This is a genomic window from Streptomyces odontomachicola (assembly GCF_039605595.1).
In the GTDB taxonomy this organism is placed as follows: domain Bacteria; phylum Actinomycetota; class Actinomycetes; order Streptomycetales; family Streptomycetaceae; genus Streptomyces.
This window is the reverse complement of record NZ_JBCFOK010000007.1, coordinates 294,522-317,939: the sequence shown is the minus strand read 5'-3', so window position 1 is coordinate 317,939 and position 23,418 is coordinate 294,522. Positions and strand designations below refer to the sequence as shown.

Here is a 23,418-nt window from a genome sequence, read left to right as displayed (position 1 = left end):
GCGCCTGTGGTGATCCTGTGTTCGTTCACGGCCGCTTTCGTGCCTGGCCCCTGCCGTTCGCGTGCCGAAACCTGACCCCTCCTGAGCTGAATGTCCGCCATGTCCGGCGTTATGCCCGAAATGGCCCGTGGTGCCCGGGTGGTGGGTGTGGCAAGGCCAACAAAAACCCGGATCGGCTTGGTGGTCCGTTGATGGCCCGTTTAGCTTCGGTGCCGCTCCTCGTCAGAAGTGACCGCGCCCGCGGCCGACGGAGAGCCATCGCCGAGTCCCCGTACGGCGCGAGCCAGGGGAGCCGGGGACCCACACGTCCCTTGGGGTGAATCGGCCGCCTTCGCGCGAGCGGTGGCGACCGTAGGAGACCTTCCTGCTCCGAACCCGTCAGCTAACCCGGTAGGCGAGAAGGAAGGAAAGGAGTCGCGCCGACTCATGGCGTTCATCCGTGCCACCGGGAAGCACCGTGCGCCCAGCCGCACCCGCCGCAGGGTCTCCTCCGGCGCCGCAGGCATCGCGGGCATAGCCGCCGTCGGCGTCGTCGGCGCCGTCGCCTCGCCCGCGCTCGCCGACGCCGGCTCGCCCTCCCCCGACGACACCGGGCTGACCCGGGCCATCGACCTGGACGGCTCCGTCGCCGACACCGTCGCGCACCAGGCCGACGCGCAGCAGACCGCCGCCGAGAAGGCCGAGGTCGAGGCCGCGGCGAAGAAGGCCGCAGCCGAGGCCAAGGAGAAGGCCAAGGAGGCCAAGAAGAAGGCCGAGGAGGCCAAGCGCAAGGCCGCGGCCGAGAAGGCGAAGAAGGAGCGCGAGGAGCGCGAGCGCTCCGCCCGCGCGGCCGAGTCCAAGCGCGCGCAGCTCAGCGGCTACATGGCGCCCGTCGCCAACCCGCAGCTCTCCACCCCGTACCAGTCCTCCAGCGGCCTGTGGTCGTCCGGCAGCCACACCGGCGTCGACTTCCACGCCGACATGGGCACCAAGGTCAACGCCGTCGCCGCGGGCGAGGTCGTGGAGGCCGGCGACGGCGGCGCCTACGGCAACAACATCGTGATCAAGCACAAGGACGGCCACTACAGCCAGTACGGCCACCTGTCGTCCATCGGCGTGTCCGTCGGCCAGACCGTGAGCGCGGGTCAGCAGATCGCGCTCTCCGGCAACACCGGCAACACCACGGGCCCGCACCTGCACTTCGAGATCCGCACCGGACCGGACTACGGCTCGGACATCGACCCGGTCGCGTACATGCGCAGCAAGGGCGTCTCCCTCTGAGTCCGAGTCTCCGAGACCGGCCCCTGAGTCCGACTCGCTGAGAAACGGCCCCCGACCGCATGACGGCCGGGGGCCGTTTTCACGCCGTATTCACGGGAATTGACCTCGGCGCATCGGAATTCCCGCGCGCTTGCCATACAGTCCATGCCATGCGAATTTCCGCGCACGCGGTCTGTTCGGCGATCCGCGACGACATCGTCGGCGGGGCGTTCCCGCCCGGCGCGCGGCTCACCGAGGACGCTCTGGCCCGGCGGTACGGCGTGTCCCGGGTGCCGGTGCGCGAGGCGCTGCGCACCCTGGAGTCGGAGGGCTTCGTGTGCACCCGCAGGCACGCCGGCGCCTGCGTGGCCGAGCCCACCGCGCGGGAGGCCGCCGACCTGCTGGAGGTGCGCGCGCTGCTGGAGCCGCTGGGCGCGGCCCGCGCGGCGCAGCGCCGCAGCGGCGCGCACCTGAAGGTGCTGAGCGGGCTGGTCAGGCTCGGCCAACAGCGGCTTGACCAGGGGCAGTTGTCGGATCTGCGGTCACTGGAGCAGTGGTTCCACGAGACCCTGGCGCAGGCCACAGGGAGCCCGGGCCTGACCTCGCTGCTCACCCAGCTCCGCCGCAAGATCGCCTGGCTGTACGCGGTGGAGGCCCCGGCCCGTACGGCAGCGGCCTGGCAGGAGTACGGCGCGCTCACGGACGCGGTGGCGCGCGGCGACGCGGAGCGCGCCCGTTCCCTGATGGCCCGGCACACCGAGCGCACGGCCGCGCTGCACCGGCTGCGCGGACCGCACGCTGAGCCCCCGGGGCGGCCGTACGCGGAGTCCCCGAAAGGGCCGCGGGCCGAATCCACGGAAAGGGCATCCCCGAAAAGCGCCGTGAGCGAAACGAAACCTGCCGTCAACACGGCACGCGACCGCATTTAACAGCCGTCGTATAGAGCGCGGCACAGAGGGGCCGAAAAGCAACAGGAGGGAATTCCCGCGTGCGGCGCGGGAATTCCCTCCGGTCGTCTGCGAAAGGCGCGTCCGGGGGTGCGGCCCCGGACGCTGAGCGGTCGGCTCAGACGGTCTCGGGGAGCTCCTCGAGACCCTCGGCGACCAGCTTCGCCAGGCGGTCGAGCGCGGACTCCGCGTCGTCCGACTCCGAGGCCAGCACGATCTCGTCACCGCCCTCGGCGCCGAGGCCGAGGACGCCGAGCATGGAGGCGGCGTTGACGGGGTTGCCGTCCTCGCCCTTCTTCACGGTGACCGGCACGCCCGCGGCGTTCGCGGCACGGCAGAAGATCGAGGCGGGGCGGGCGTGCAGGCCCTCGGCCCAGCCGACGGTGACACGGCGCTCAACCATGGTGTTGCCCTTCGGTTGCTGCTGGTGTGACTGTGACGGTTGTCTGGACCAGTCTTGCACGGGACGGCCGCACACCCGTGCCCGCCTCCGCCAGGGAGGGAAGGGCCGGCGGCGCCGGTCCCTCCGGTGCCCCGAGGGGCCTCACGGCCCTCTGTCCGCATCCGCCGCAGGGCCTACCCTGAGGCCATGCAGTCCCCCGCGGAACGTGCGTACCCCCAGCACTGGGAAGCCGACGTCGTCCTGCGCGACGGCGGCACCGCCCTGGTCAGGCCCATCACCGAGGACGACGCCGAGCGGCTGACCCGCTTCTACGAGCGGGTTTCCGACGAGTCGAAGTACTACCGCTTCTTCGCCCCGTATCCGCGGCTCTCCCACCGGGACGTGCACCGTTTCACGCACCACGACTACGTGGACAGGGTCGGCCTCGCGGCCACCGTCGGCGGCGAGTTCATCGCCACCGTCCGCTACGACCGCATCGACGCCACGGGCCGCCCGGCCTCCGCGCCCGCCGAGGAGGCCGAGGTCGCCTTCCTCGTACGCGACGACCAGCAGGGACGCGGGGTGGCCTCGGCGCTGCTGGAGCACATCGCGGCGGTCGCGGGGGAGCGGGGCATCCGCAGGTTCAGCGCCGAGGTGCTGCCCGCGAACAGCAAGATGATCAAGGTGTTCACGGACGCGGGCTACTCACAGCGCCGCAGCTTCGAGGACGGTTCGGTCCACCTCACCCTGGACCTGGAGCCCACCGAGCGCTCCCTCGCCGTGATGCACGCGCGCGAGCAGCGGGCCGAGGCCCACTCCGTGCGGCGGCTGCTCGCCCCGCGCTCGGTCGCCGTGATCGGCGTGAGCCGCGGCCCGGGCGGCGCGGGGCGCACCGTGCTGGAGGGGCTGCGCGCCGGGGGCTTCACGGGGAGTGCGTACGCGGTCAACAGCAACCTTCCGGCGGCGAGCGAGGCGGAGTCGGGCGGCGCGGAGGGCGGCGCCGAGCTGGGCGGCGTGCCCGCCTACCGTTCCGTTGCCGAGCTGCCCGAACCGGTCGACCTGGCCGTCGTCGCCGTGCCGGCCGCGCAGGTCAGCAGCGTCGTGCGGGAGTGCGGCGAGCACGGCGCGCAGGGCCTGGTCGTGCTCTCCGCCGACTTCGGCCGCGACGAGCAGCGCGAACTCGTGCGGCTCGCCCGCTCGTACGGGATGCGGCTCATCGGTCCGAACGCCTTCGGGCTGATGAACACCGCGCCGGACGTGCGGCTCAACGCGACGCTCTCCCCCGAGCTGCCGCAGCGGGGCGGCGCGGGCCTGTTCACCCAGTCCGGGGCGATCGGCATCGCGCTCCTCGAAGGGCTGCACCGGCGCGGCACCGGCCTGTCCACGTTCGTCTCGGCCGGCAACCGCGCGGACGTCTCGGGCAACGACGTGCTCCAGTTCTGGGACGACGATCCGGACACCGAGGTCGCGCTCCTCTACCTGGAATCCATCGGCAACCCGCGCAAGTTCACCCGGCTCGCCAAGCGCATCGCCGCGCGCAAGCCCGTGGTGGTGGTCAAGGGGGCGCGGCACAGCGGCAGCGCGCCGCCGCCCGGTCACGCCGCGCCGGTCTCCCGCACCCCCGACGCCACGGTCACGGCACTGCTCAGGCAGGCCGGAGTGATCATGGTGGACACGGTCACCGAACTCATCGACGCGGGCACCCTGCTGGTCCACCAGCCCCTGCCCTCAGGACCGCGGGTCGCCGTGCTCGGCAACACCGAGTCCCTCTCCCTCCTCTCCTACGACGCCTGCCTCGCGCACGGGCTGCGCCCCGGCGGGGTCACCGACCTGACCACCTCGGCCACGCCGGAGGACTTCCGCCGTGCGCTGTCCGCCGCGCAGGCCGACCCGGAGACCGACGCGGTGGTGGTCACGGTGATCCCGTGGGTGGGCAGTACGCCGGTGGACGAGCTCGCCGACGTACTGGCCGGCGCGGCGGGGGAGAAGCCGGTGGCCGTCGTGCACCTCGCGATCGAGGGCCTGGACGCGGCGCTCGCGCGCCGCGGCATCCCCTCCTACCCGGCGCCGGAACGCGCGGTCCGCGCGCTCTCCGAAGCGGTGGCCTACGCGCGCTGGCGGCGGGAGGCGGAGAGCCCGGGCCGGGTGCCCGAGTTCGAGGACATCGACGAGCAGGCGGCGTCCGAGCTGCTGACGTCCGCCGTACGGGGCGGGGCCGAGGGCGAGGCGCGCGAGGACGCCTCCGTGCCCTCGGCCGGGCCCCGCGAGGTGCGGCCCACCACGGTGTCCGCCACCACGCGCGAGCGGCACCGCAGCCATCCGCTGGCCCCGGACGAGGCGGCCGCGCTCCTCGCGCACTACGGCATCGCCGTGCAGCCCACCAGCCCCGCGCACACGCCGGACGGCGCCGCGGACGCCGCCGCGCGGCTCGGCTATCCGGTCGCGCTCAAGGCCACGGCCCCGCATCTGCGGCACAGGGCCGATCTGGGCGGCGTACGGCTGGACATCTCCGGCGAGGCGGAACTCCGCCGCGCCTGGAGCGAGTTGACCGGCGAACTCGGCCGGCCCGAGGAGCTGCGCCCCGTCGTCCAGCCCATGGCGCCGCGCGGCGTGGACACGGTGATCCGCGCCGCGGTCGACCCCGCGATCGGCGCGGTCCTCTCCTTCGGCCTCGCCGGTCCGCCCTCCGAGCTGCTGGGGGACACCGCGCACCGCCTGGTGCCGGTCACCGACAGGGACGCGGCGGGGCTCGTACGGGCGATCCGCACCGCACCCATACTGTTCGGCTGGCGCGGCGCGCAGCCGGTGGACACCGGGGCGCTGGAGGAGCTCCTGCTCCGCGTCTCCCGCCTCCTGGACGACCACCCCGAGACGGTGACGGTGGACCTGGAGCCGGTGGTGGTGGCCCCGCGAGGCCTGACGGTCCTGGGCGCCACGGTCCGCGTCGCCGACCCCCCACCCCGAGCCCAGATGGGCCCACGAAGCCTCCCGGCATACTGACGGGCACGGCCACCCTGGTCGGAGCAGCACCCCTTGCCCGCCGTAGGCAGGGGGCGGTGCGTGCCAGGGTCCGGTACCCCCGTGTCCGCCGCAGGCGAGGAGCGTCCCCGCTCGGGGTCCGAACACCCCTGTCCGCCGCAGGCGAGGCGCGTCCCCCGCCCAGGGACCGGAAACCCCGTGTCCGCCGCAGGCGAGGAGCGGCACCCACCCAGGGATGTGGTCCTGCGACGCCGACCGTCGCTCGCGGCGCAGCCGAAGCGCCGGGCCGCACGGTGCCAGGGCCCCGGTGCGGGCCTCCCTCGCGGGGGAGGGCCCGCGGCGTGCCCCGTGAAGGGGACGGGGACCACCCCCGTCCCCGCCCCGTAGGATGGCGGGCATGGCGAAGACCGGTACGACGACCCAGGGGCTGCGCTCCGCGATCGAACGCAGCGGCTACTACCCGGCTCTCGTTGCCGAGGCCGTCGAGGCGGCGGTGGGCGGCGAGGCCGTGGCCTCCTACCTCGTGCACCAGGAGACCACGTTCGACTCGAACGAAGTGCGCCGCCACGTCACCGTCCTGGTCCTCACCCCCACCCGCTTCATCGTCAGCCACACCGACGAGCAGCCGGCCGACGGCACCTCGCCCTCCCCGTACGCCACCACCTCGACGGAGTCGGTGAAGCTGCAGCGGATCTCCTCGGTCGTGCTCTCCCGCGTGGTCGCCAACCCGGAGTCGTACACCCCCGGCACCCTCCCCCGCGAGGTCGTGCTGACCATCGGCTGGGGCGCGGTCTCGCGCCTCGACATGGAGCCCGCCACCTGCGCCGACCCCAACTGCGAGGCCGACCACGGGTACACGGGCTCGGCCACGGCCGACGACCTCTCGCTGCGCGTGAGCGAGGCGGCCGACGGCCCGGACACGGTCCGTCAGACCCTCGCGTTCGCCCAGTCCCTCTCGGAGGCCACGGCGGAATCCCGCCCGGCCTCTCCCCGGTGACCAGGACCAGGAGACCTCCCCACCGCCATGGCTCAGCCCGCCACCGATCATTCCTCGCCAGGTGAGGAGCCCGCGCCCCTCGATCCGCGCACCGCGCCCGTACCGGAGTACGGCGCGGCCTCCCTCGCCGATCTGCTCCCCGCCGTCGTCGCGGGGCAGGGCGTCCCCGTCCCGGCGACCGGGCTCAGCCTCGAACCAGCCGACCGCGCCTGTGTGTTCCTGGTCGACGGCATGGGCTGGCAGCTCCTCCAGCGGCACCCCGACGAGGCCCCGTTCCTGGCCTCGCTGATGCGGTCCTCGCGGAACGGCGCGGGCCGCCCGATCACCTCGGGCTTCCCCTCCACCACGGCGACCTCACTGGCCTCGGTCGGCACAGGACTGGTCCCCGGCGTGCACGGGCTCCCCGGCTACAGCGCGCTCAACCCGGAGTCCGGCGAGCTGATGAACCAGCTCCGCTGGCAGCCCTGGACCGACCCGTACGCCTGGCAGCCCTATCCGACCGTCTTCCAGCTCGCCCAGGCGGCGGGCGTGGAGACCTGCCAGGTGTCGGCCCCGCACTTCGAGCACACCCCGCTCACCAAGATCGCGCTGTCCGGCGGCACCTTCCTCGGCCGGCTCGCGGGGGAGGAGCGGATGGACCTCGCGGCCCAGCGCCTCGCCGCCGCCGACCGCACCCTGGTCTACACGTACTACGCCGACCTGGACGGCAACGGCCACCGCTACGGCGTCGACTCGGACGCCTGGCGCGGCCAGCTCATGTACGTGGACCGGCTCGCCCAGCGCCTCGCCGAGCAGCTCCCGCCGCGCAGCGCCCTCTACATCACCGCGGACCACGGCATGGTGGACGTCCCGGACTCCGACGCCGCCCGCTTCGACGTGGACGAGGACTGGGAGCTGGGCGCCGGCATCGGCACGCTGGGCGGCGAGGGCCGGATGCGGCATGTGTACGCGGTGCCGGGCGCGGCCGCGGACGTGTACACCGTGTGGCGTGAGGTGCTGGCCGACCAGGCGTGGGTGGCCACCCGCGAAGAGGCCGTGGAGCTGGGCTGGTTCGGGCCGCGCGTGGACGACCGCGTGCACGCGCGGATCGGCGACGTGGTGGCCGCCATGAACGGCGACGCTGCCGTGATCGCCACCAAGCGCGAGCCCAAGGAGTCCGCGCTGGTCGGGATGCACGGCTCCGCGACCCCCGCCGAGCAACTGGTGCCGCTGCTCGAAGTCCGTACGTGATCCCGGCACTTCACCCCCGAAGCCCGCACACCCACCGCAGCCCCACGGCGCGCCGCGCGCCTCCCCTTACCAACCGTGAAAGGCCCAAGTCCCCATGCCTGAGCTGGTGTTCTTCTCCGGAACGATGGACTGCGGAAAGAGCACGCTCGCCCTCCAGATCGAGCACAACCGCTCGGCGCGCGGGCTCCAGGGCATGATCTTCACCCGCAACGACCGCGCGGGCGAGGGGCGGCTCTCCTCCCGGCTCGGGCTGGTCACCGAGGCCGTGGAGGCGGCCGACGGGCTGGACTTCCACCACCATCTGGTGCGGCACCTGACGGCGGGCGAGCGGGCCGACTACGTGATCGTGGACGAGGCCCAGTTCCTCACGCCCGAACAGGTGGACCAACTCGCCCGCATAGTGGACGACTTGGGCCTGGACGTCTTCGCCTTCGGGATCACCACCGACTTCCGCACCAAGCTCTTCCCCGGCTCCCAGCGGCTGATGGAGCTCGCCGACCGCATCGAGGTGCTCCAGGTCGAGGCGCTGTGCTGGTGCGGCGCGCGGGCCACGCACAACGCGCGCACCGTCGGCGGCCGCATGGTCGTCGAGGGCGCCCAGGTCGTGGTCGGCGACGTCGGCGAGCCCACCGGCGAGGTCGGCTACGAGGTGCTGTGCCGCCGACACCACCGGCGCAGGCTCACCGCCGCCACAGCGGGCGCGGGCCCGATCTCCCCCGACATGCTGCCCGTCGACGCGCCTAGCCGTCGCTCCGCTTCCACCGCGTCACCGTGAACTCCGCGCCCTCCGGGTCCGCCAGCTCGGCGTAGCGGCCCATCGGCCCGTCCTGCGGGGGCTCCAGCACCCGGCCGCCCAGCTCGGCGGCGAGCCGCGCGGTCGCGTCCGGGTCCTCGACGGTGAAGTACGTCGTCCAGTGCGGGCCCCTGCCGCGCGGCAGCGTGCTCCCCATCCCGCGGATCCCCGCCACGGGGACGCCGTCCACCCGCAGGACGACCACGTCGCCCGCGTCGTCCTTGCTCTCCTCGGCGCTGTGCCCGAACGCCATCGGGTAGAAGGCGGCGGCCACCGCGGAGTCCGGCACCACCAGCTCGTACCAGACCGGGGTGCCCGTCGCCTCCCCGCCGCCGGGCCCCGCGCCCACATGCTCGCCGGCCTGCCACACGCCGAAGGGCGCACCGGCCGGGTCGGACGCGATGGCCATCCGCCCGGCCTCCTCGGCGTCCAGCGGTCCGACGCCCACGGTGCCGCCGCACTCGCGCACCAGCGAGGCGGTGCGGTCGGCGTCAGGGCTCGCGAAATACGGGAGCCAGGCGACGTGCAGGGACCTGCCCGCGGGCATCTCGCCGAGCCCGGCGACCGCGCGGCCGTTCACGGTGCCGCGTACGTAGGGGCCCAACTGCTGTGGCCCGTCCCGGAATTCCCAGCCGAACAGCCGCCGGTAGAACTCCCGGGCCGCGGCCAGATCGTGCACCATCAGGCTCGCCCAGCAGGGCGTGCCCAGGGCATGCCCCTCGTACGCGTCCCGATCCGCTGCCTCGGTCATCTGCTTCTCTCCTCCGGACCATCATCGATGCGGTCGTGCAGTGGAGTCGCCGTCGACTTCCCCTGGCCTGTCGTGCCCGGTGCAGATGCTCGCACCACCTGCCGCCTCCCGCTCCCGGGCCGCGCCGGATTTTCCGAACACCTGGGCCGGGGAGCCGCCCCGCGGCCCCGCGCGCACCCGCGCCCCTTCCCGCGTCCACCGCGTCGAACACGGCCGCGCACCGCGGCAGTACGGGGAACGTGGGACGGCGCCGATGCGCGAGGATGGCGTCATGACTGCCATCATCTCCGCAACCCGACTGGCGGGCGAGCTGACCTCCGAACGGCCTCCCGTCCTCCTCGACGTCCGCTGGAGCCTCGGCGGCCCGCCCGGACGCCCGGAGTACGAGGCGGGGCACCTGCCCGGCGCCGTGTACGTCGACCTGCCCAGCGACCTCGCGGCCGATCCTGGCGGTGCGGCCGGGGGCCGCCACCCGCTGCCGGACCCGGAGGAGTTCGCCGCCGCGATGCGCCGCGCCGGAGTGCGTGAGGACCGCCCCGTGGTGGTGTACGACAACGCGCAGGGCTGGGCCGCCGCCCGCGCCTGGTGGCTGCTGCGCTGGGCCGGGCACCCCGACGTCCGTGTGCTGGACGGCGGACTGGCCGCCTGGGACGGGCCGTTGACGCAGGAGGAGCCGGCCCCCGAGGAGGGCGACTTCACCGCGCGGCCCGGCGGCATGCCGGTGCTGGACGCCGATGCGGCGGGGGCGCTCGCGCGCCGGGGAGTGCTCCTGGACGCCCGCGCGGGGGAGCGTTACCGGGGCGAGCTGGAGCCCGTCGACCCGGTCGCGGGCCACATCCCGGGGGCCGTCTCGGCGCCCACCACGGAGAACCTGACGGAGAGCGGCACCTTCCGCGACACCGGCGAACTCCGCGCGCGCTTCGAGGCGTTGGGCGCCGGTACGGGCGCCGAGGTCGGGGTCTACTGCGGCTCGGGCGTCTCCGCTGCCCAGCAGGTCCTGGCCCTCGCCGAGGCGGGCGTGGACGCGGCGCTCTACCCGGGCTCGTGGAGCGAATGGGCCGCTTCGGGCCGCCCGGTGGTCACCGGACCCGGGCCCGGCTGAGCCGCGGCACGGTCACCCGAAGGGAGGGCGCGGGCCGGTCCCGGGGGCCCGGTCCGCGCGCCCGTCTCCGTCCGCGGGCCGGTCCTTCTTCGGGCCGGCCCTTCTTCGGCTCTTCTCCGGGTCAGTCCTTCTTGCGGCGGGTGCCGAAGACGATCTCGTCCCAGCTCGGCACGGCAGCGCGACGGCCGGGGCGGACGCCGTCCGCCTCGGCCTGCCTGTCGGTCGTGCCCTTGAGCCGGTCCCGGTGCGCGGCCACCGAACGCGGCATCAGCACATCCGCGTACGCCGCTCCCGCACTGGCCGCCGGGGCCGGCGGCTCCACCGGCTCCTCCTCGGCCGCCGGCTCCTCCGGCTCGGGCTCGGGACGCTCCCTGTCGGAACGATCCCTCTCGGGCCGGTCACGGTCGGGGCGATCCCGGTCGGGACGGTCACGCTCGGGCCGGTCGCGGTCCAGGCGGTCCCGGTCGATGCGGTCGCGGTCGGGCCGGTCGCGGTCCAGCCGCTCCGGGTCCAGGCGCTCGGTGCGGTCCCGCTCGGGGCGCTCCCGCTCGGTGGTCCGGTCGCGGTCACCGCGGTCCCGCTCGGTGTACGCGGCCGGCTGCGGCTCCTCCTCCGCGGGCTCCTGCGCCTGCTGCTCGGGCACGACCATGTCGCCCCGGAAGTTGGGCACGGCCTCCAACAGGCTGGTCAGCGAGTCCGGTTCGCCCTCGTCGGCCGCGGCCACGGGCTCCTCGCGCACCGGCGCTGACGGCAGCGCGCCCGCCTCGCCGCGGGGGCCGCGCTCCTCCTGGGGCTCGCCGTCGGTGTGCTCGCGGGGCAGCCGCGCGATCCGCGGGACGAACGGGAAGCTGGGCTCCGGAGTGTCGTCGGACTCCCCGATGAGCGCGCGCGCCTCGTCGTCCACGGCCTGCACCAGGCGCCGCGGCGGATCGTACGTCCAGGTCGCGGAGTGCGGACGGCCCGCCACCCGGTAGGCGAGCAGCACCTCCCAGGTGCCGTCGTCCCGGCGCCAGGAGTCCCAGTGCACCGTGTCCTTGTCGGCGCCGCGCACCAGCAGCCGCTCGGAGACCGCCTCGCCGAGCTGCGGCCCGGCGTTCTCACCCGGCCTGCGGACCGGCGTCTTGCGGGCGCGCTCGGCCATGAAGGCGCGCTCCGCGAGCACGGGGCCCTCGAAGCGGCGCACGCGGTCGACGGAGATCCCGGCGAGCTGGGCGACCTCCTCGGCGGAGGCACCGGCCCGTATGCGCGCCTGGATGTCCCGCGGGCGGAGGTGGCTCTCGACCTCGATCTCGATCTGGCCCAGCCGCGCGCGGTCGTTGCGCACGGCGGCGCGCAGCCGCTCGTCGATCGGCAGCGTGTATTCCGTGGAGTCGGCAGCCTTGAGCACCAGCCGTGTGCCGTCGTTGCTGACGGCCACGACACGCAGTTCGGGCATGGGGACCTCCCGGGTGGTGCCTGCCGACGTCACGTGCGTCGCTGCTCCCGCTAGACGAGTGTGGCTTGCCCCGGGCGCAGGCTGCCACAACCTTGCCGACTTCCCCGGCCCGCCGGGGCGTTCCCGGGGCCGCCGCAATGGCACCGTCACCACTGCGCAACGCAAAGTGACGAATGGAGTCACCTGTGCTGCCTGCGCCAGGCCAGAGCCGAGGCCAGGGCTCGCCACACTACTCCATTAGGGCCACCTGGGTGGACCGCCGCGCCGTCGAAGTTGGTCGGGGGCAAGGGAGTTGAGGCACAAGCCTCTCATGCCGCAGGAGTCCCTCGCGTGCCCGGGGTCACAGAACCTCCTGAACCGGAACCATCTGCTTCGCTCAAAAGTCTCTAAACGGTGCACAGTGGTGGAAGTGCGTCGAAGTGCGGGAGCGAAGGCAGGTAATGGACGAGAAGGACAAGGCGTCCCGGGGCGGCGAGGGCGAACCCAGGTCGAAACGCATCGACTTGAGCTTCGCGCAGGTGGCGGGGAGTGCCGTGGCGGCGGTGGTGGCCGCGGTGCTGGCGGGTCAGCTCGGTGTCTACGGGACCTTCATCGGGGCGGGTGTGGTCAGCGTGGTCGCCACGACCGGCGGCCCCCTCTTCCAGCACTTCTTCCGGCGTACCGGCGAAGAGATCAAGGTGAAGACCTCGCAGGGCAACCCGCGTGTGCGGCAGGTCTCGGTGAGGAATCGCGACGGGTCCGGTTACCGCGACGTGACGGTGACGACCATGGAAGATCCGGGAGAGAGGTCCTCACAGGATCAGGACGAAAGTCCCCCGGAGGTGGCGGCCACCGCACAAATACCGGAAGGAGTACGGGAGTCGGACGAGGCGACGCGGCTCCTGGACATATCCGGCACTGAGGGTGATCCCGAAAACACGGACGGTACGCGGAAGTTGGACCCGGACCCCGGCCGCACCCGGACCGGCAACGGCCTGACCGGCCACACCCGGCGCGATGTGGACCGCGTGCAGATGGTCAGCACCGACGAGGTGACCCGGATGCTGGGCCGCGCGGAGACCGGCACCGGTGCGGGTGCGGCGGCCGGGGGCCCGGCGGCCGGCGACGAGACCGCGCTGATGCCGCAGGCCGGAGCGGAGCGGACCGGTGCGGCGCAGACCGGGGCGGCCGACGGTGAAGAAGGCGACGACGAGTTCACCGATCCGACCACGCACGGCACCAAGTGGCGGGGCTGGAAGCGAACGCTGGTGCCCGCGCTGCTGGTGTTCCTGATCGCGGTCGGCGGGATCTCCGCGTTCGAGCTGATCTCCGGGGACAGCGTCTCCGGCGGCAAGGGCACCTCGGTCGGCCGGGTCTTCCACGGCGGGGGCTCCGGCAGTGAGCAGTCCCCGGGCGACGGTACGAACGAGCAGCCCGGCGGCTCCGGCGGCTCCGGCGAGCAGGGCACGACGGGCGGCTCGCACGACGGCACGGACCCCTCGCAGGCCCCCGGTCAGGGGAGCGCGGGGGAGCGCGACGGCGGCGCGGGCGACGGCGGAACGAGCGGCGACGGCAGCAGCACCGGCGGCTCGGGAACCACCGGCGGCAGCACGGGCGGCGACAGCGGCGGCTCCTCCGGCACGACCGGCGGCAGCACCGGGGGCGACTCGGGGGGCACCTCGGGCGGCGACTCCGGGAGCACCACCGGCGGGGACAGCGGCGGCACGACCGGCGGCGACGGCGGCACCACCGGGGGAGACACCGGCGATCCGGGGAGCACGTCGGACGGCGGCTCCGGCGACCAGAGCGCGCAGTCCGGCACAGGGCAGCCGCCGCGCGACGCGCCGAGCCCCAGCTAGGCCGAGCCCGGGCCTTCCCCGTACGGGAACTCCGTACGGGCCCCGGGACCCCGGCCCCTCAGGCGTACGGAGTGGTCACGCCCCCAGGACCCGGCGCAGGTAGTCGTTCGCGAACATCCGCGTCGGGTCCAGGCGGTCCCTGAGGCGCTGGAAGTCGGCGAAGCGCGGGTAGAGGTCCGCGAGCTGGCCGGCGTCGCGGGAGTGCAGCTTCCCCCAGTGCGGGCGGCCGCCGTGCGCGGTCATGATCCGCTCGGCGGCGGTGAAGTACCCCTCGTGCGGGGTCCCGCGGAACATGTGGACCGCGATGTAGGCGGTGTCCCTGCCGTGCGCGGTGGACAGGTGCACCTGGTCGGCGGGCGCCGTGCGCACCTCCACGGGGAAGCTGACCCGGAAGTCCGACCGCTCCACCAGGGCCTTCAGCTCGCGCAGCGCGTCCATCGCGGCCTCGCGGGGCACTGCGTACTCCATCTCCAGGAAGCGCACCCTGCGGGGCGAGGTGAAGACCTTGTAGGGGATGTCGGTATACGTGCGGGCCGACAGGGCCCTGCTGGAGACGCGGGCCACCGGTGGCACCGTCCCGGGCACCGCGCGGCCCAGCGAACAGAGCGCCTGGAACATCCCGTTGGACAGCAGCTCGTCGTCGATCCAGCCGCGGGCCCGGGGCAGCGGCTGCGCGGGGCCCATGCTGCGGTTGTTGCGCTTGGTGTTGCAGCCCTCGGCGTGCGGGAACCAGTAGAACTCGAAGTGCTCGTTCTCGGCGACCAGTTGATCGAACTCGGCCGTGACCCGGTCGAAGGGCATCGGCTCCTCACGCGCCGTGAGCAGGAACAGCGGCTCCACCGCGAAGGTCAGCTCGCTGATCACGCCCAGCGCGCCGAGGCCCAGCCTGGCGCCCTCGAAGACCTCCGGGTTCTCCTTGTCCGAGCAGCGCAGCACCGAGCCGTCGGCGCACACCAGCTCCAGGCCGCGTACCTGCTCCGCGAGGGAGGCCGAGTCGCGGCCCGTGCCGTGGGTGCCGGTGCCGACGGCGCCGGAGACGGTCTGCTCCATGACGTCGCCCATGTTCGTGAGCGACAGGCCCTCCTCGGCGAGGGCGCGGTTCAGCACCTTGAGCGGCGTACCGGCCGCGACCGTGACGGTGCCCGCAGCGCGGTCGATCCTCCGTACGCCGGTCATCCTGTCCGGCCTGATCAGCACCCCCTCGGTGGCGGCCGCCGCGGTGAAGGAGTGCCCGGTGCCCGCGGCCTTCACGGTCAGCCCGTCCTCCGCCGCGCGCCGCACCACCTCGGCGAGGCCCTCCGTGGTGGAGGGGCAACTGGTGCGCACCGGGCTCACGGACACGTTGCCCGCCCAGTTGCGCCATGTCGGGGCCGCCGCGCCCCGCTGTCCGGCCCGCACCGCCGTGCTCCGCACCATGGACCTCCGGCCCCCTCCGCTCGGTTGGTGGGGGATCATAAGCACGCGGCCCGCACGGAGATCCATAGTCCGGAGCCTGCGAAAACACGGCGTCCGGATAGTGGTTACGCGGCGGTACGAGGAGGGCGGCCGCCGGTCCGGCGCACCGGATGGCAGGATCGGAGATATGTCCGAAGCGCTCGCCGCCGGAGTCCCCGGCGACTCTCCCTCCCCCCTCCCGTACGACGCCCTCCTGCTGCTCTCCTTCGGCGGCCCCGAGGGTCCCGAGGACGTCGTGCCCTTCCTGGAGAACGTGACCAGGGGACGCGGCATCCCCCGCGAGCGGCTGGAGGAGGTGGGGCAGCACTACTACCTCTTCGGCGGCGTGAGCCCGATCAACGCGCAGAACCGCGCGCTCAAGGCGGCGCTGGAGGAGGACTTCTCCGAGAACGGCCTCGACCTGCCGGTCTACTGGGGCAACCGCAACTGGGCGCCCTACCTCACGGACACCCTGCGGGAGATCAGCAAGGCCGGGCACGAGCGGGTGCTGGTCCTGGCCACCAGCGCGTACGCCTCGTACTCGGGCTGCCGCCAGTACCGGGAGAACCTCGCCGAGTCGCTGGCCGCGCTGGAGACCGAGGGCGAGCGGCTGCCGCGCGTCGACAAGCTGCGGCACTACTTCAACCACCCGGGCTTCCTGGAGCCGGTGATCGACGGCGTCGTGGAGTCGCTGGGCGAACTCCCCGAGTCGGTCCGCGACTCCGCGCACCTGGCCTTCACCACCCACTCCATCCCCACGGCGGCGGCCGACACCTCGGGCCCCGTGGAGGACCACGGCGAGGGCGGCGCCTATGTGGCGCAGCACCTGGACGCGGCCAGGGTGGTGGCCGACGCGGTACGCGAGCGCACCGGGGTGGAGCGCCCCTGGACGCTGGTGTACCAGTCGCGCAGCGGCCCCCCGCACATCCCGTGGCTGGAGCCGGACATCTGCGACCACCTGGAGGAGCTGCACGGCGGGGGCACGGCGGCGGCCGTCATGATCCCCATCGGCTTCGTCTCGGACCACATGGAGGTCCTCTACGACCTCGACACCGAGGCCACGGACAAGGCCAAGGAGCTGGGCCTGCCCGTGGTGCGGTCCGCCACCGTCGGCGCCGACCCGCGCTTCGCCGCCGCCGTGCGCGAACTGGTGCTGGAGCGCGCCGCCACCGAGCGCGGCGGCCGCCCGGAGCGCTGCGCGCTCGGCGCCCTGGGGCCCAGCCACGACCTGTGCCCGGTCGGCTGCTGCCCGGCGCGGGAGCCCAAGCCCGCGGCGGCGGGTGCCGACAGCCCGTACTGACCGGGTGCCGACCGGGGCGCACCACCCCTGTGCCCGGCGGCCGCGTACGTACGGACCCCAGCACGTACCCAGCAAGGAGAAACGTGAGCGACCAGCTCGACCAGCAGGATCAGCTCGACCAGCTCAAGGCCGAACTCCTCGAACTCGCCCTGGAGGCGGCCTCCCGCGCCGGAGCGCTGCTGCGCGACGGGCGCCCCGACGACCTCGGGGTGGCCGCGACCAAGAGCAGCGCCGTCGACGTGGTGACCGAGATGGACCTCGCCTCGGAGAAGCTGATCACCGGCTATCTCGCCGAACGCCGCCCCGAGGACGGCTTCCTGGGCGAGGAGGGCTCCTCGTCGGAGGGCAGCAGCGGCGTCCGCTGGGTGATCGACCCGCTGGACGGCACCGTGAACTATCTGTACGGGCGCCCCGACTGGGCGGTGTCCATCGCCGCCGAGTACCGGGGCGAGACCGTGGTCGGCGTGGTCGAGGCCCCGCCGCTGCGCGAGACCTACCGCGCGGCGCTGGGCCACGGCGCCTTCCGCAACGCACAGCCGCTCACCTGCCGCCCGGCACCGCCGCTGGACCAGGCGCTGGTCGGCACCGGGTTCAACTACGTGACCGAACGCCGCGAGGCACAGGCCGAGGTGGTACGGCGGCTGCTCCCGCAGGTCAGGGACATCCGCCGCTCGGGCTCCGCCGCGATCGACCTGTGCGCGGTGGCGGCCGGACGCCTCGACGCCTTCTACGAGCGGGGGCTGCACGCCTGGGACCGGGCGGCCGGCGAACTGGTGGCGCGCGAGGCGGGAGCGGTCACCGGCGGCCGGCCCGGAGAGCCCGCCGGCGAGGGGCTGACCCTCGCGGCCTCACCCGGCGTGTTCGCGGAACTCCAGCCGGTGCTGGACGCGTTGGACGCCTGAGGGGGACCCCGTACGCGAAGGGGGAGACCCCGGACGCGAAGGGGCCCGGGAAGCGTGTGCTTCCCGGGCCCCTTCGCGTCTGTATGCGGGTGCCGGTGTGCGGGGGTCGCACACCGGGTCGGGGAGTCGGGGTCAGGAGCAGGCGGCCGAGGGGGCGCCGGAGACCTCGACGCCGTGTTCGGCGGCGAGCCGGTGCAGATCCTCCAGCTCCGCCTGCTCGACCTCCGCGAGGAAGTCGTCGCCCGACTGGCGAGCGCGGTGCAGGTCGGACTCGGTGTTCCTTATACGCTGCAGCAGCCCTGCGGTGAACGCGTCCATGGTGCGCCCCCTCGTCGTGGGTCGGTGGCACGGGGGTGTGCCAGGGTCGGGACGGTCCGATCACGGCGTGAGCCCCTTGGGGCGGAGGACCACGCGCGGCTCCCGTGGCATTCCGCCTACAGGGCGTGATCGCGGGTGTGCAGTCGTACTCCCCGCGCCGGTGCCGCCGGAAACCTCCAACACCCCCGGAATTTGCGGGATTCCCGCCGGGGGCGCACAGGGGGCGCCCGGATGCCGCCCCGTATGCCGCGCCGGGAGCCGCGCGCAGGGCGCCGGGCCCGCGCTCTCTTACAGCCGGTTTACCGGCATTCCAGGCAGGATGGGGGCGACCGCCGTACCCCCGCTGACCCCTGCCCGGGACACCGGCCGCCGGCAGCAGACCGCCGGCCGCGCCGACCGGGTACCGCGGGACCGGGAACCGCAGAAAGGACAAGCGCCGTGCGCGTACTCGTCGTGGAGGACGAGAAGCTGCTCGCCGATGCCGTCGCCACCGGGCTCCGCCGGGAGGCCATGGCCGTCGACGTGGTCTACGACGGCGAGGCGGCCCAGGACCGCATCGACCTCAACGACTACGACGTGGTGGTGCTCGACCGCGACCTGCCCGTGGTCCACGGCGACGACGTCTGCCGCAAGATCGTCGAACTCGGCCTGCCCACCCGGGTGCTGATGCTCACCGCCTCCGGCGACGTCAGCGACCGCGTGGAGGGCCTGGAGATCGGCGCCGACGACTATCTGCCCAAGCCCTTCGCGTTCTCCGAGCTGATCGCCCGGGTGCGCGCGCTCGGCCGCCGTACGACCACCGCGCTGCCCCCCGTGCTGGAGCGGGCCGGGATCAAGCTGGACCCCAACCGCCGCGAGGTGTTCAGGAACGGCGAGGAAATCCAGCTCGCGCCCAAGGAGTTCGCCGTGCTGGAGGTCCTGATGCGCGGCGAGGGCACGGTGGTCTCCGCCGAACAGCTCCTGGAGAAGGCCTGGGACGAGAACACCGACCCGTTCACCAACGTGGTGCGGGTCACGGTGATGACCCTGCGCCGCAAGCTCGGGGAGCCAGCCGTCATCGTCACCGTCCCGGGCGCTGGATACCGGATCTGACCCGATGGCCGCCTCCACCACACCGCACGAACCCGGCCCGTCCGCCGGGCGGCAGCAGCAGGTGCAGACCCCGCCGCCCAAGCCGACCTGGGACCCGCGCCAGCCCACCCGCCAGTACCCGTGGCTGCGCCCCACCATCCGGATAAGGCTCACCCTGCTCTACGGCGGGATGTTCCTGATCGCCGGCATGGTGCTGCTCACGATCATCTACCTGCTCGCCGCGCAGGCCCTGCACGACGGCAGCCAGCTCCCGTTCCGCATCCTGAGCGCCAACGCGCAGCTCACCTCTGACTCCTGCCCGGGACTCTCAGGACAGCTCTCCAGCCAGGACTTCATGCAGCGGCTCTCGCGCTGCACCGACATCCAGCGCGCCATCGCCCTGGACCAGCTCCTGCGCCGCTCGCTGCTGGCGCTGCTGGGCCTCGCCGTGGCCGCCTTCGCCTTCGGGTACGTGATGGCGGGGCGGGTGCTCGCGCCGCTCGGCCGCATCACCCGCACCGCGCAGCAGGTGGCCGGTTCCGACCTGCACAAGCGGATCGAACTGGAGGGCCCGGACGACGAGTTGAAGGAGCTCGCGGACACCTTCGACGAGATGCTGGACCGCCTCGACCGCGCCTTCACCGCGCAGCAGCGCTTCGTCGGCAACGCCTCGCACGAGCTGCGCACCCCGCTGGCGATCAACAGAACGCTGCTGGAGGTCCAGCTCTCCGACCCGGAGGCCTCGCCGGAGCTCCAGCAGCTCGGCAAGACGCTGCTGGCCACCAACGAGCGCAGCGAGCAGCTCGTGGAGGGCCTGCTGCTGCTCGCCAGGAGCGAGAACGAGCTGATCGACCGCAAGCCCGTCGACCTCGCCGAGGTGGCCGGGCAGGCGGTGGAGCAGGTACGCGGAGAGGCCCAGAACCAGGGCGTCGAGCTGCGCGGAGTCCGCCAGCCATCGTATCTCCAGGGCAACGGGGTACTCCTGGAGCGCGTCGCGCTGAACCTGGCGCAGAACGCCGTCCGCTACAACCTGCGGGAGGACGGATGGGTCTCGGTCACGACGGAAGCCCAGCCGGGACAGGCGGTGCTGGTGGTGGAGAACACCGGACCCGCGGTCCCCGCGTACGAGGTGGACAATCTCTTCGAGCCGTTCAGGAGACTGCGCAGCGACCGCACGGGCAGCGACAAGGGCGTCGGCCTCGGCCTGTCCATCGTGCGCTCGGTGGCCCGCGCGCACGGCGGCGCCGTCTCGGCGGAGCCGCGCGAGGAGGGCGGACTGATCGTGCGGGTCTCGCTGCCCGTCTGAGACCCGGCCCCGCGCGGGCCCGGGATCTGCGATCATCCGTCGTCGGCCGGGGTGCCGGAGTTCGCCGTATGCGTAATTGGTACGGTTTCGAGCCCCGCTGCGCATCCCTGTGAGCGATCGCACAGCCGAATTTTCGGCCATCTACCGAGCGTGACGGTACACAGGGAAGAAATCCGGGTACGTCCAGGTTTCCCCTGCCGGAGATCCTGGGCACTACCCGTGATGGCGTGCGCGGAGCGCGATCAGCGGGGGTTTATGGTTCTCCTCGGCCCCGGCCGCGATCACCTCTTCAGAGGCGCGGTTGGGTGTCGATTGAGTAACAGACCTTGAAGTGCGGCAAAATCTCCGCCTCAGGTCGGGCACCTGTCCGGCCTCCCACGCGTTACGTGCGCTGGAGACACCGCAGACACCCAGAGGGGGAGAGCGAAATGGCAACGGATTACGACACCCCACGCAAGACCGACGAAGACGCCAGCGAAGACAGCATCGAAGAGCTGAAGGCCCGCCGTAACGACAAGTCCGCCTCCAATGTGGATGTGGACGAGTTCGAGCAGGCCGAGGGTCTCGAGCTGCCCGGCGCCGATCTCTCGAACGAGGAGCTCTCCGTCCGCGTGCTGCCGCGGCAGCAGGACGAGTTCACGTGCATGAGCTGCTTCCTGGTGCACCACCGCTCGCAGCTCGCCGACGAGAAGAACGGCCAGCCGATCTGCCGCGACTGCGCGGCCTGACCGGGGCCCGTCCGTGGCGGCCGGTGACGAGCGCGACGCGGAGCGGGACGAGCACGACCGGCCCGTCCCGCTCTCTCCGCCCACCGCCCCGTCGGCGCCGGACGGCGCACGCGGGCGCGGCCTGGCACGGCGGCTGCGCGGCAGACGCTCCGGTTCACGGGGCGGAGCTCCGCAGGCGCAGCGTTCTCCCGGGGACCCGTGGTCCCCGGGCGCAGAGGACTCCGTGACCACACCGGAGCCCCATGAAGGTGCGGGCGGGGGCCGCACCGACAAGGCGGGCAGGGTCCGCGCCTTCCTCGGCGCGGTCGCGGACCGCGTCATCGAGACGGCGCCCAGGATCCCCGTGCGGGACCTGGCGACGCTGCGCCGTCAGTTCCCGGGGCTCGGCCCCGAGGAGATCGCCGACAAGCTGGTCTCCGGCGCCATGCACGGTTCCGCGACCGTGGGCGCCGGGGTCGGCGCAGCGGCGATGCTGCCGGTGCCTCCGGCGATGCCGGCCGAGCTGGCCACCGAGATCGCCGGGGTCGCCGCGGTCGAGGTCAAGCTCATCGCCGAGCTGCACGAGGTGTACGGACGGCGCCCGCCAGGCAACGCGGGGCAGCGCGCCTCCGCGTACCTCGGTTCCTGGACCTCGGAGCGGGACATCGACCTGGCCGTCCCCGCCACGGTGAACGCGGCGCTCGGCGGCCAGATGAAGCGCGAGCTGCGCCAGCAGATCACGAAGCGGCTGGTCCGCGGCCTGCCCAACCTCACGCCGTTCCTGATCGGCGCGACGGTGGGCGCCGCGATGAACAGGCGGGACACGAAACGGCTCGCCGCCAAGGTGCGCAAGGGCCTCCGCGCGCGGCAGATCCCCTGGGAGGAGCTGCCGGCGTCCGCGCAGGAGCTCCCGCAGGGCGACTAGAGCCCGCGGGTCAGGTAGAGCCCCGCAGGTCAGGCGGCCGCCTCGCGTGCCGCGCCCAGCGCCTCGACGAGCCGCTCCGGATCGCGTGTGGACACATAGACGTACGGAGTGGGGTCCTCGGGGTCGGTGATCTCCACGCGGACCGCCGTCGGCACATAGGCGCGCAGCACCATGTGCGCGCGGGGATCCGCCTTGAAGCTCCGCCAGGCGCGGGCCTCCTCCTCGTCCAGCACATGGGCCTCGCCCAGCGCCCGGACCGGGATGCGCGCGTCCCCCGCGACGAGGGACCCGGCGACGACCCGTACGCGCAGCGCGCCGTAGGCGCTGACCAGCACGGCCGACAGGGCCGCCGCGCCGACCAGGCCGCCCAGCGCGGGCAGCGGTCCCAGCGGGAGCAGCATCAGGGCGCCGGCGACCCCCACCAGGGCGCAGATGAGCCACCAGGAGCGGGGCGCTGTGAGGCGTTCGTCGTACGGCGGGACCTGAGGAACCATGCCTCCAGCTTGGCACGCCGCACTCACGCCCCGTGCACGGCGGTAGGGTCTGCACCCGTGAGTGCTGCCGAACCAATCAAGACCCCGCTGGCGCCGCCGGAGGATGCCGCCGCACCCGTGCGGCACCCCGACGCACCCGCCCCTGGAGAGCCGCTGGGCTCGCACTACGAGCACTGTTTCGGCTGCGGCGCGGGACAGCCGCACGGCCTGCACCTGGAGGCGCGGGCCGGCGAGGGCGTCGACGTCACCGCCGAATTCACGGTGAAGCCCGAGCACCAGGGCGCCCCTGGCCTCGCGCACGGCGGGGTGCTGGCCACCGCGCTGGACGAGACGCTGGGCGCGCTGGGCTGGATGATGCACACGATCGCGGTGACCGGGCGCCTGGAGACCGACTTCACGGCTCCGGTGCCGGTCGGCTCCGTGCTGTATCTGGAGGCCCGGGTGACCGGGGTGCACGGCCGGAAGATCTTCTGTTCGGCCACGGGACGCGTGGGCGGCCCCGAGGGGCCCGTCGCGGTACGTGCCGACGCGCTGTTCATCGAGGTGAAGGTCGAACACTTCCTCAAGAACGGACGCGGCGAGGAGATCCAGGCCGCGATGGACGACCCGGACACCGTGCGCCGGGCCCGCGCCTTCGAGGTGAACCCGTGACCGGCGGCCCCAGCATCGACCAGAGCCGTGAGCAGGATATGGGCCAGAGCCCCGAGCAGGGCCCCGAGCGGAACGCCGACCAGATCTCTGACCAGGGCCTCGACGTACAGCTCGTGCGGCTGGACCCCGAGGTGCCGGTGCCGTCGTACGCGCGGCCGGGGGACGCCGGGGCCGACCTCGTGACCACCGAGGCGGCCGTGCTCGCGCCCGGCGAACGGGCCGTGCTGCCCACCGGGATCTCGATCGCGCTGCCGGACGGCTACGCGGCCTTCGTACACCCGCGCTCCGGCCTGGCCGCACGCTGCGGTGTGGCTCTGCCTAATGCTCCCGGGACGGTCGATGCCGGGTACCGTGGGGAAATCAAGGTGATCGTGGCCAATCTTGACCCGCGCGAGTCCGTGCGGTTCGAGCGGTTCGACCGCATCGCCCAGCTCGTCGTCCAGCGGGTGGAGCGCGTCAGCTTCCGGGAGGTCGGTCAGCTGCCCGGTTCCGTGCGGGCCGCAGGGGGATTCGGGTCAACCGGCGGCCATGCCGCAGCCGCCGCACAGCACGTACAGCAGAATGATTACGTTCCGGTCGGAGCCGACGACCGGCCATCCGACCCGAGAGGACAGTGA

General features: G+C 73.4%; 22 protein-coding genes and 1 riboswitch. Of the genes, 16 read left to right on the top strand and 6 right to left on the bottom strand.

Annotated features, from left to right (window positions below; translation table 11 throughout):
* Positions 1-249: 249 nt before the first annotated feature.
* Positions 250-411: riboswitch (cyclic di-AMP (ydaO/yuaA leader) on the top strand.
* A 15-nt stretch (positions 412-426) separates the two neighbouring features.
* Positions 427-1,260, top strand: coding sequence for a M23 family metallopeptidase (locus ABEE00_RS15885; RefSeq protein WP_345746111.1), 834 nt, complete (start codon positions 427-429; stop codon positions 1,258-1,260).
* A gap of 149 nt (positions 1,261-1,409) precedes the next feature.
* Entirely contained in the window at positions 1,410-2,168 is a 759-nt protein-coding gene (locus ABEE00_RS15880; protein ID WP_345746110.1) for a GntR family transcriptional regulator, read from the top strand.
* A 136-nt stretch (positions 2,169-2,304) separates the two neighbouring features.
* Here the strand turns inward: ABEE00_RS15880 and ABEE00_RS15875 are convergent, their stop codons facing one another.
* Positions 2,305-2,589 carry an HPr family phosphocarrier protein gene (locus ABEE00_RS15875; RefSeq protein WP_345746109.1) on the bottom strand — a complete coding sequence of 95 codons (285 nt, stop codon included), beginning with the start codon at positions 2,587-2,589 and terminating at the stop codon, positions 2,305-2,307.
* Between the two features lie 186 nt (positions 2,590-2,775).
* Here ABEE00_RS15875 and ABEE00_RS15870 point away from each other — a divergent pair, with 186 nt between their 5' ends.
* From ABEE00_RS15870 to ABEE00_RS15855, 4 genes are all read left to right on the top strand, one after another.
* Positions 2,776-5,568, top strand: a complete 2,793-nt coding sequence (locus tag ABEE00_RS15870) for a bifunctional acetate--CoA ligase family protein/GNAT family N-acetyltransferase (RefSeq protein WP_345746108.1) — start codon at positions 2,776-2,778, stop codon at positions 5,566-5,568.
* Positions 5,569-5,944: 376 nt separating this feature from the next.
* The gene (locus tag ABEE00_RS15865) at positions 5,945-6,544 is read left to right on the top strand and encodes a DUF5998 family protein (RefSeq protein WP_345746107.1); all 600 of its coding nucleotides are present in this window, start codon (positions 5,945-5,947) and stop codon (positions 6,542-6,544) included.
* A gap of 27 nt (positions 6,545-6,571) precedes the next feature.
* Entirely contained in the window at positions 6,572-7,774 is a 1,203-nt protein-coding gene (locus tag ABEE00_RS15860) for a nucleotide pyrophosphatase/phosphodiesterase family protein (RefSeq protein WP_345746106.1), read from the top strand.
* A 94-nt stretch (positions 7,775-7,868) separates the two neighbouring features.
* A complete protein-coding gene (locus tag ABEE00_RS15855; RefSeq protein ID WP_345746105.1) occupies positions 7,869-8,549 on the top strand; it encodes a thymidine kinase in 681 nt (226 codons plus the stop codon).
* Here the strand turns inward: ABEE00_RS15855 and ABEE00_RS15850 are convergent.
* Positions 8,515-9,318 (bottom strand): VOC family protein, encoded by an 804-nt coding sequence (locus tag ABEE00_RS15850; RefSeq protein WP_345746104.1) that lies wholly within the window; start codon positions 9,316-9,318, stop codon positions 8,515-8,517. The genes ABEE00_RS15855 and ABEE00_RS15850 overlap by 35 nt on opposite strands.
* Positions 9,319-9,589: 271 nt before the next feature.
* On the opposite strand from ABEE00_RS15850, the gene ABEE00_RS15845 reads away from it, so the two are divergent.
* Positions 9,590-10,420 carry a sulfurtransferase gene (locus ABEE00_RS15845; protein WP_345746103.1) on the top strand — a complete coding sequence of 277 codons (831 nt, stop codon included), beginning with the start codon at positions 9,590-9,592 and terminating at the stop codon, positions 10,418-10,420.
* 121 nt (positions 10,421-10,541) lie between these two features.
* Here the strand turns inward: ABEE00_RS15845 and sepH are convergent, their stop codons facing one another.
* Positions 10,542-11,855 (bottom strand): septation protein SepH, encoded by a 1,314-nt coding sequence (sepH, locus tag ABEE00_RS15840; protein ID WP_345746102.1) that lies wholly within the window; start codon positions 11,853-11,855, stop codon positions 10,542-10,544.
* A 440-nt stretch (positions 11,856-12,295) separates the two neighbouring features.
* Between sepH and ABEE00_RS15835 the strand changes: the two genes are divergently transcribed.
* Positions 12,296-13,693 (top strand): hypothetical protein, encoded by a 1,398-nt coding sequence (locus tag ABEE00_RS15835; protein WP_345746101.1) that lies wholly within the window; start codon positions 12,296-12,298, stop codon positions 13,691-13,693.
* A 75-nt stretch (positions 13,694-13,768) separates the two neighbouring features.
* Here the strand turns inward: ABEE00_RS15835 and ABEE00_RS15830 are convergent, their stop codons facing one another.
* The gene (locus ABEE00_RS15830) at positions 13,769-15,109 is read right to left on the bottom strand and encodes a D-arabinono-1,4-lactone oxidase (protein ID WP_345746100.1); all 1,341 of its coding nucleotides are present in this window, start codon (positions 15,107-15,109) and stop codon (positions 13,769-13,771) included.
* 166 nt (positions 15,110-15,275) lie between these two features.
* Here ABEE00_RS15830 and ABEE00_RS15825 point away from each other — a divergent pair, with 166 nt between their 5' ends.
* Positions 15,276-16,427 carry a ferrochelatase gene (locus ABEE00_RS15825; protein WP_345746099.1) on the top strand — a complete coding sequence of 384 codons (1,152 nt, stop codon included), beginning with the start codon at positions 15,276-15,278 and terminating at the stop codon, positions 16,425-16,427.
* An 83-nt stretch (positions 16,428-16,510) separates the two neighbouring features.
* Positions 16,511-17,329, top strand: coding sequence for an inositol monophosphatase family protein (locus tag ABEE00_RS15820; protein WP_345746098.1), 819 nt, complete (start codon positions 16,511-16,513; stop codon positions 17,327-17,329).
* Between the two features lie 132 nt (positions 17,330-17,461).
* Here ABEE00_RS15820 and ABEE00_RS15815 read toward each other — a convergent pair whose 3' ends face one another.
* Complete coding sequence (locus tag ABEE00_RS15815; protein ID WP_345746097.1) at positions 17,462-17,647, bottom strand: hypothetical protein; 186 nt, start codon at positions 17,645-17,647, stop codon at positions 17,462-17,464.
* Between the two features lie 438 nt (positions 17,648-18,085).
* Here ABEE00_RS15815 and ABEE00_RS15810 point away from each other — a divergent pair, with 438 nt between their 5' ends.
* From ABEE00_RS15810 to ABEE00_RS15795, 4 genes are all read left to right on the top strand, one after another.
* Positions 18,086-18,739 carry a response regulator transcription factor gene (locus ABEE00_RS15810; RefSeq protein ID WP_345746096.1) on the top strand — a complete coding sequence of 218 codons (654 nt, stop codon included), beginning with the start codon at positions 18,086-18,088 and terminating at the stop codon, positions 18,737-18,739.
* Positions 18,740-18,743: 4 nt separating this feature from the next.
* Complete coding sequence (locus ABEE00_RS15805) at positions 18,744-20,024, top strand: sensor histidine kinase (RefSeq protein ID WP_345746095.1); 1,281 nt, start codon at positions 18,744-18,746, stop codon at positions 20,022-20,024.
* A 428-nt stretch (positions 20,025-20,452) separates the two neighbouring features.
* A complete protein-coding gene (locus ABEE00_RS15800; RefSeq protein ID WP_345746094.1) occupies positions 20,453-20,752 on the top strand; it encodes a DUF4193 domain-containing protein in 300 nt (99 codons plus the stop codon).
* Between the two features lie 13 nt (positions 20,753-20,765).
* Positions 20,766-21,656 carry a hypothetical protein gene (locus ABEE00_RS15795; RefSeq protein ID WP_451918588.1) on the top strand — a complete coding sequence of 297 codons (891 nt, stop codon included), beginning with the start codon at positions 20,766-20,768 and terminating at the stop codon, positions 21,654-21,656.
* 29 nt (positions 21,657-21,685) lie between these two features.
* On the opposite strand, the gene ABEE00_RS15790 is transcribed toward ABEE00_RS15795, so the two are convergent.
* Complete coding sequence (locus tag ABEE00_RS15790; RefSeq protein ID WP_345746093.1) at positions 21,686-22,150, bottom strand: DUF3093 domain-containing protein; 465 nt, start codon at positions 22,148-22,150, stop codon at positions 21,686-21,688.
* Between the two features lie 75 nt (positions 22,151-22,225).
* On the opposite strand from ABEE00_RS15790, the gene ABEE00_RS15785 reads away from it, so the two are divergent.
* Both ABEE00_RS15785 and dut read left to right on the top strand, forming a co-directional pair.
* The gene (locus tag ABEE00_RS15785) at positions 22,226-22,801 is read left to right on the top strand and encodes a PaaI family thioesterase (RefSeq protein WP_345746206.1); all 576 of its coding nucleotides are present in this window, start codon (positions 22,226-22,228) and stop codon (positions 22,799-22,801) included.
* A gap of 38 nt (positions 22,802-22,839) precedes the next feature.
* Entirely contained in the window at positions 22,840-23,418 is a 579-nt protein-coding gene (dut, locus tag ABEE00_RS15780) for a dUTP diphosphatase (protein WP_345746205.1), read from the top strand.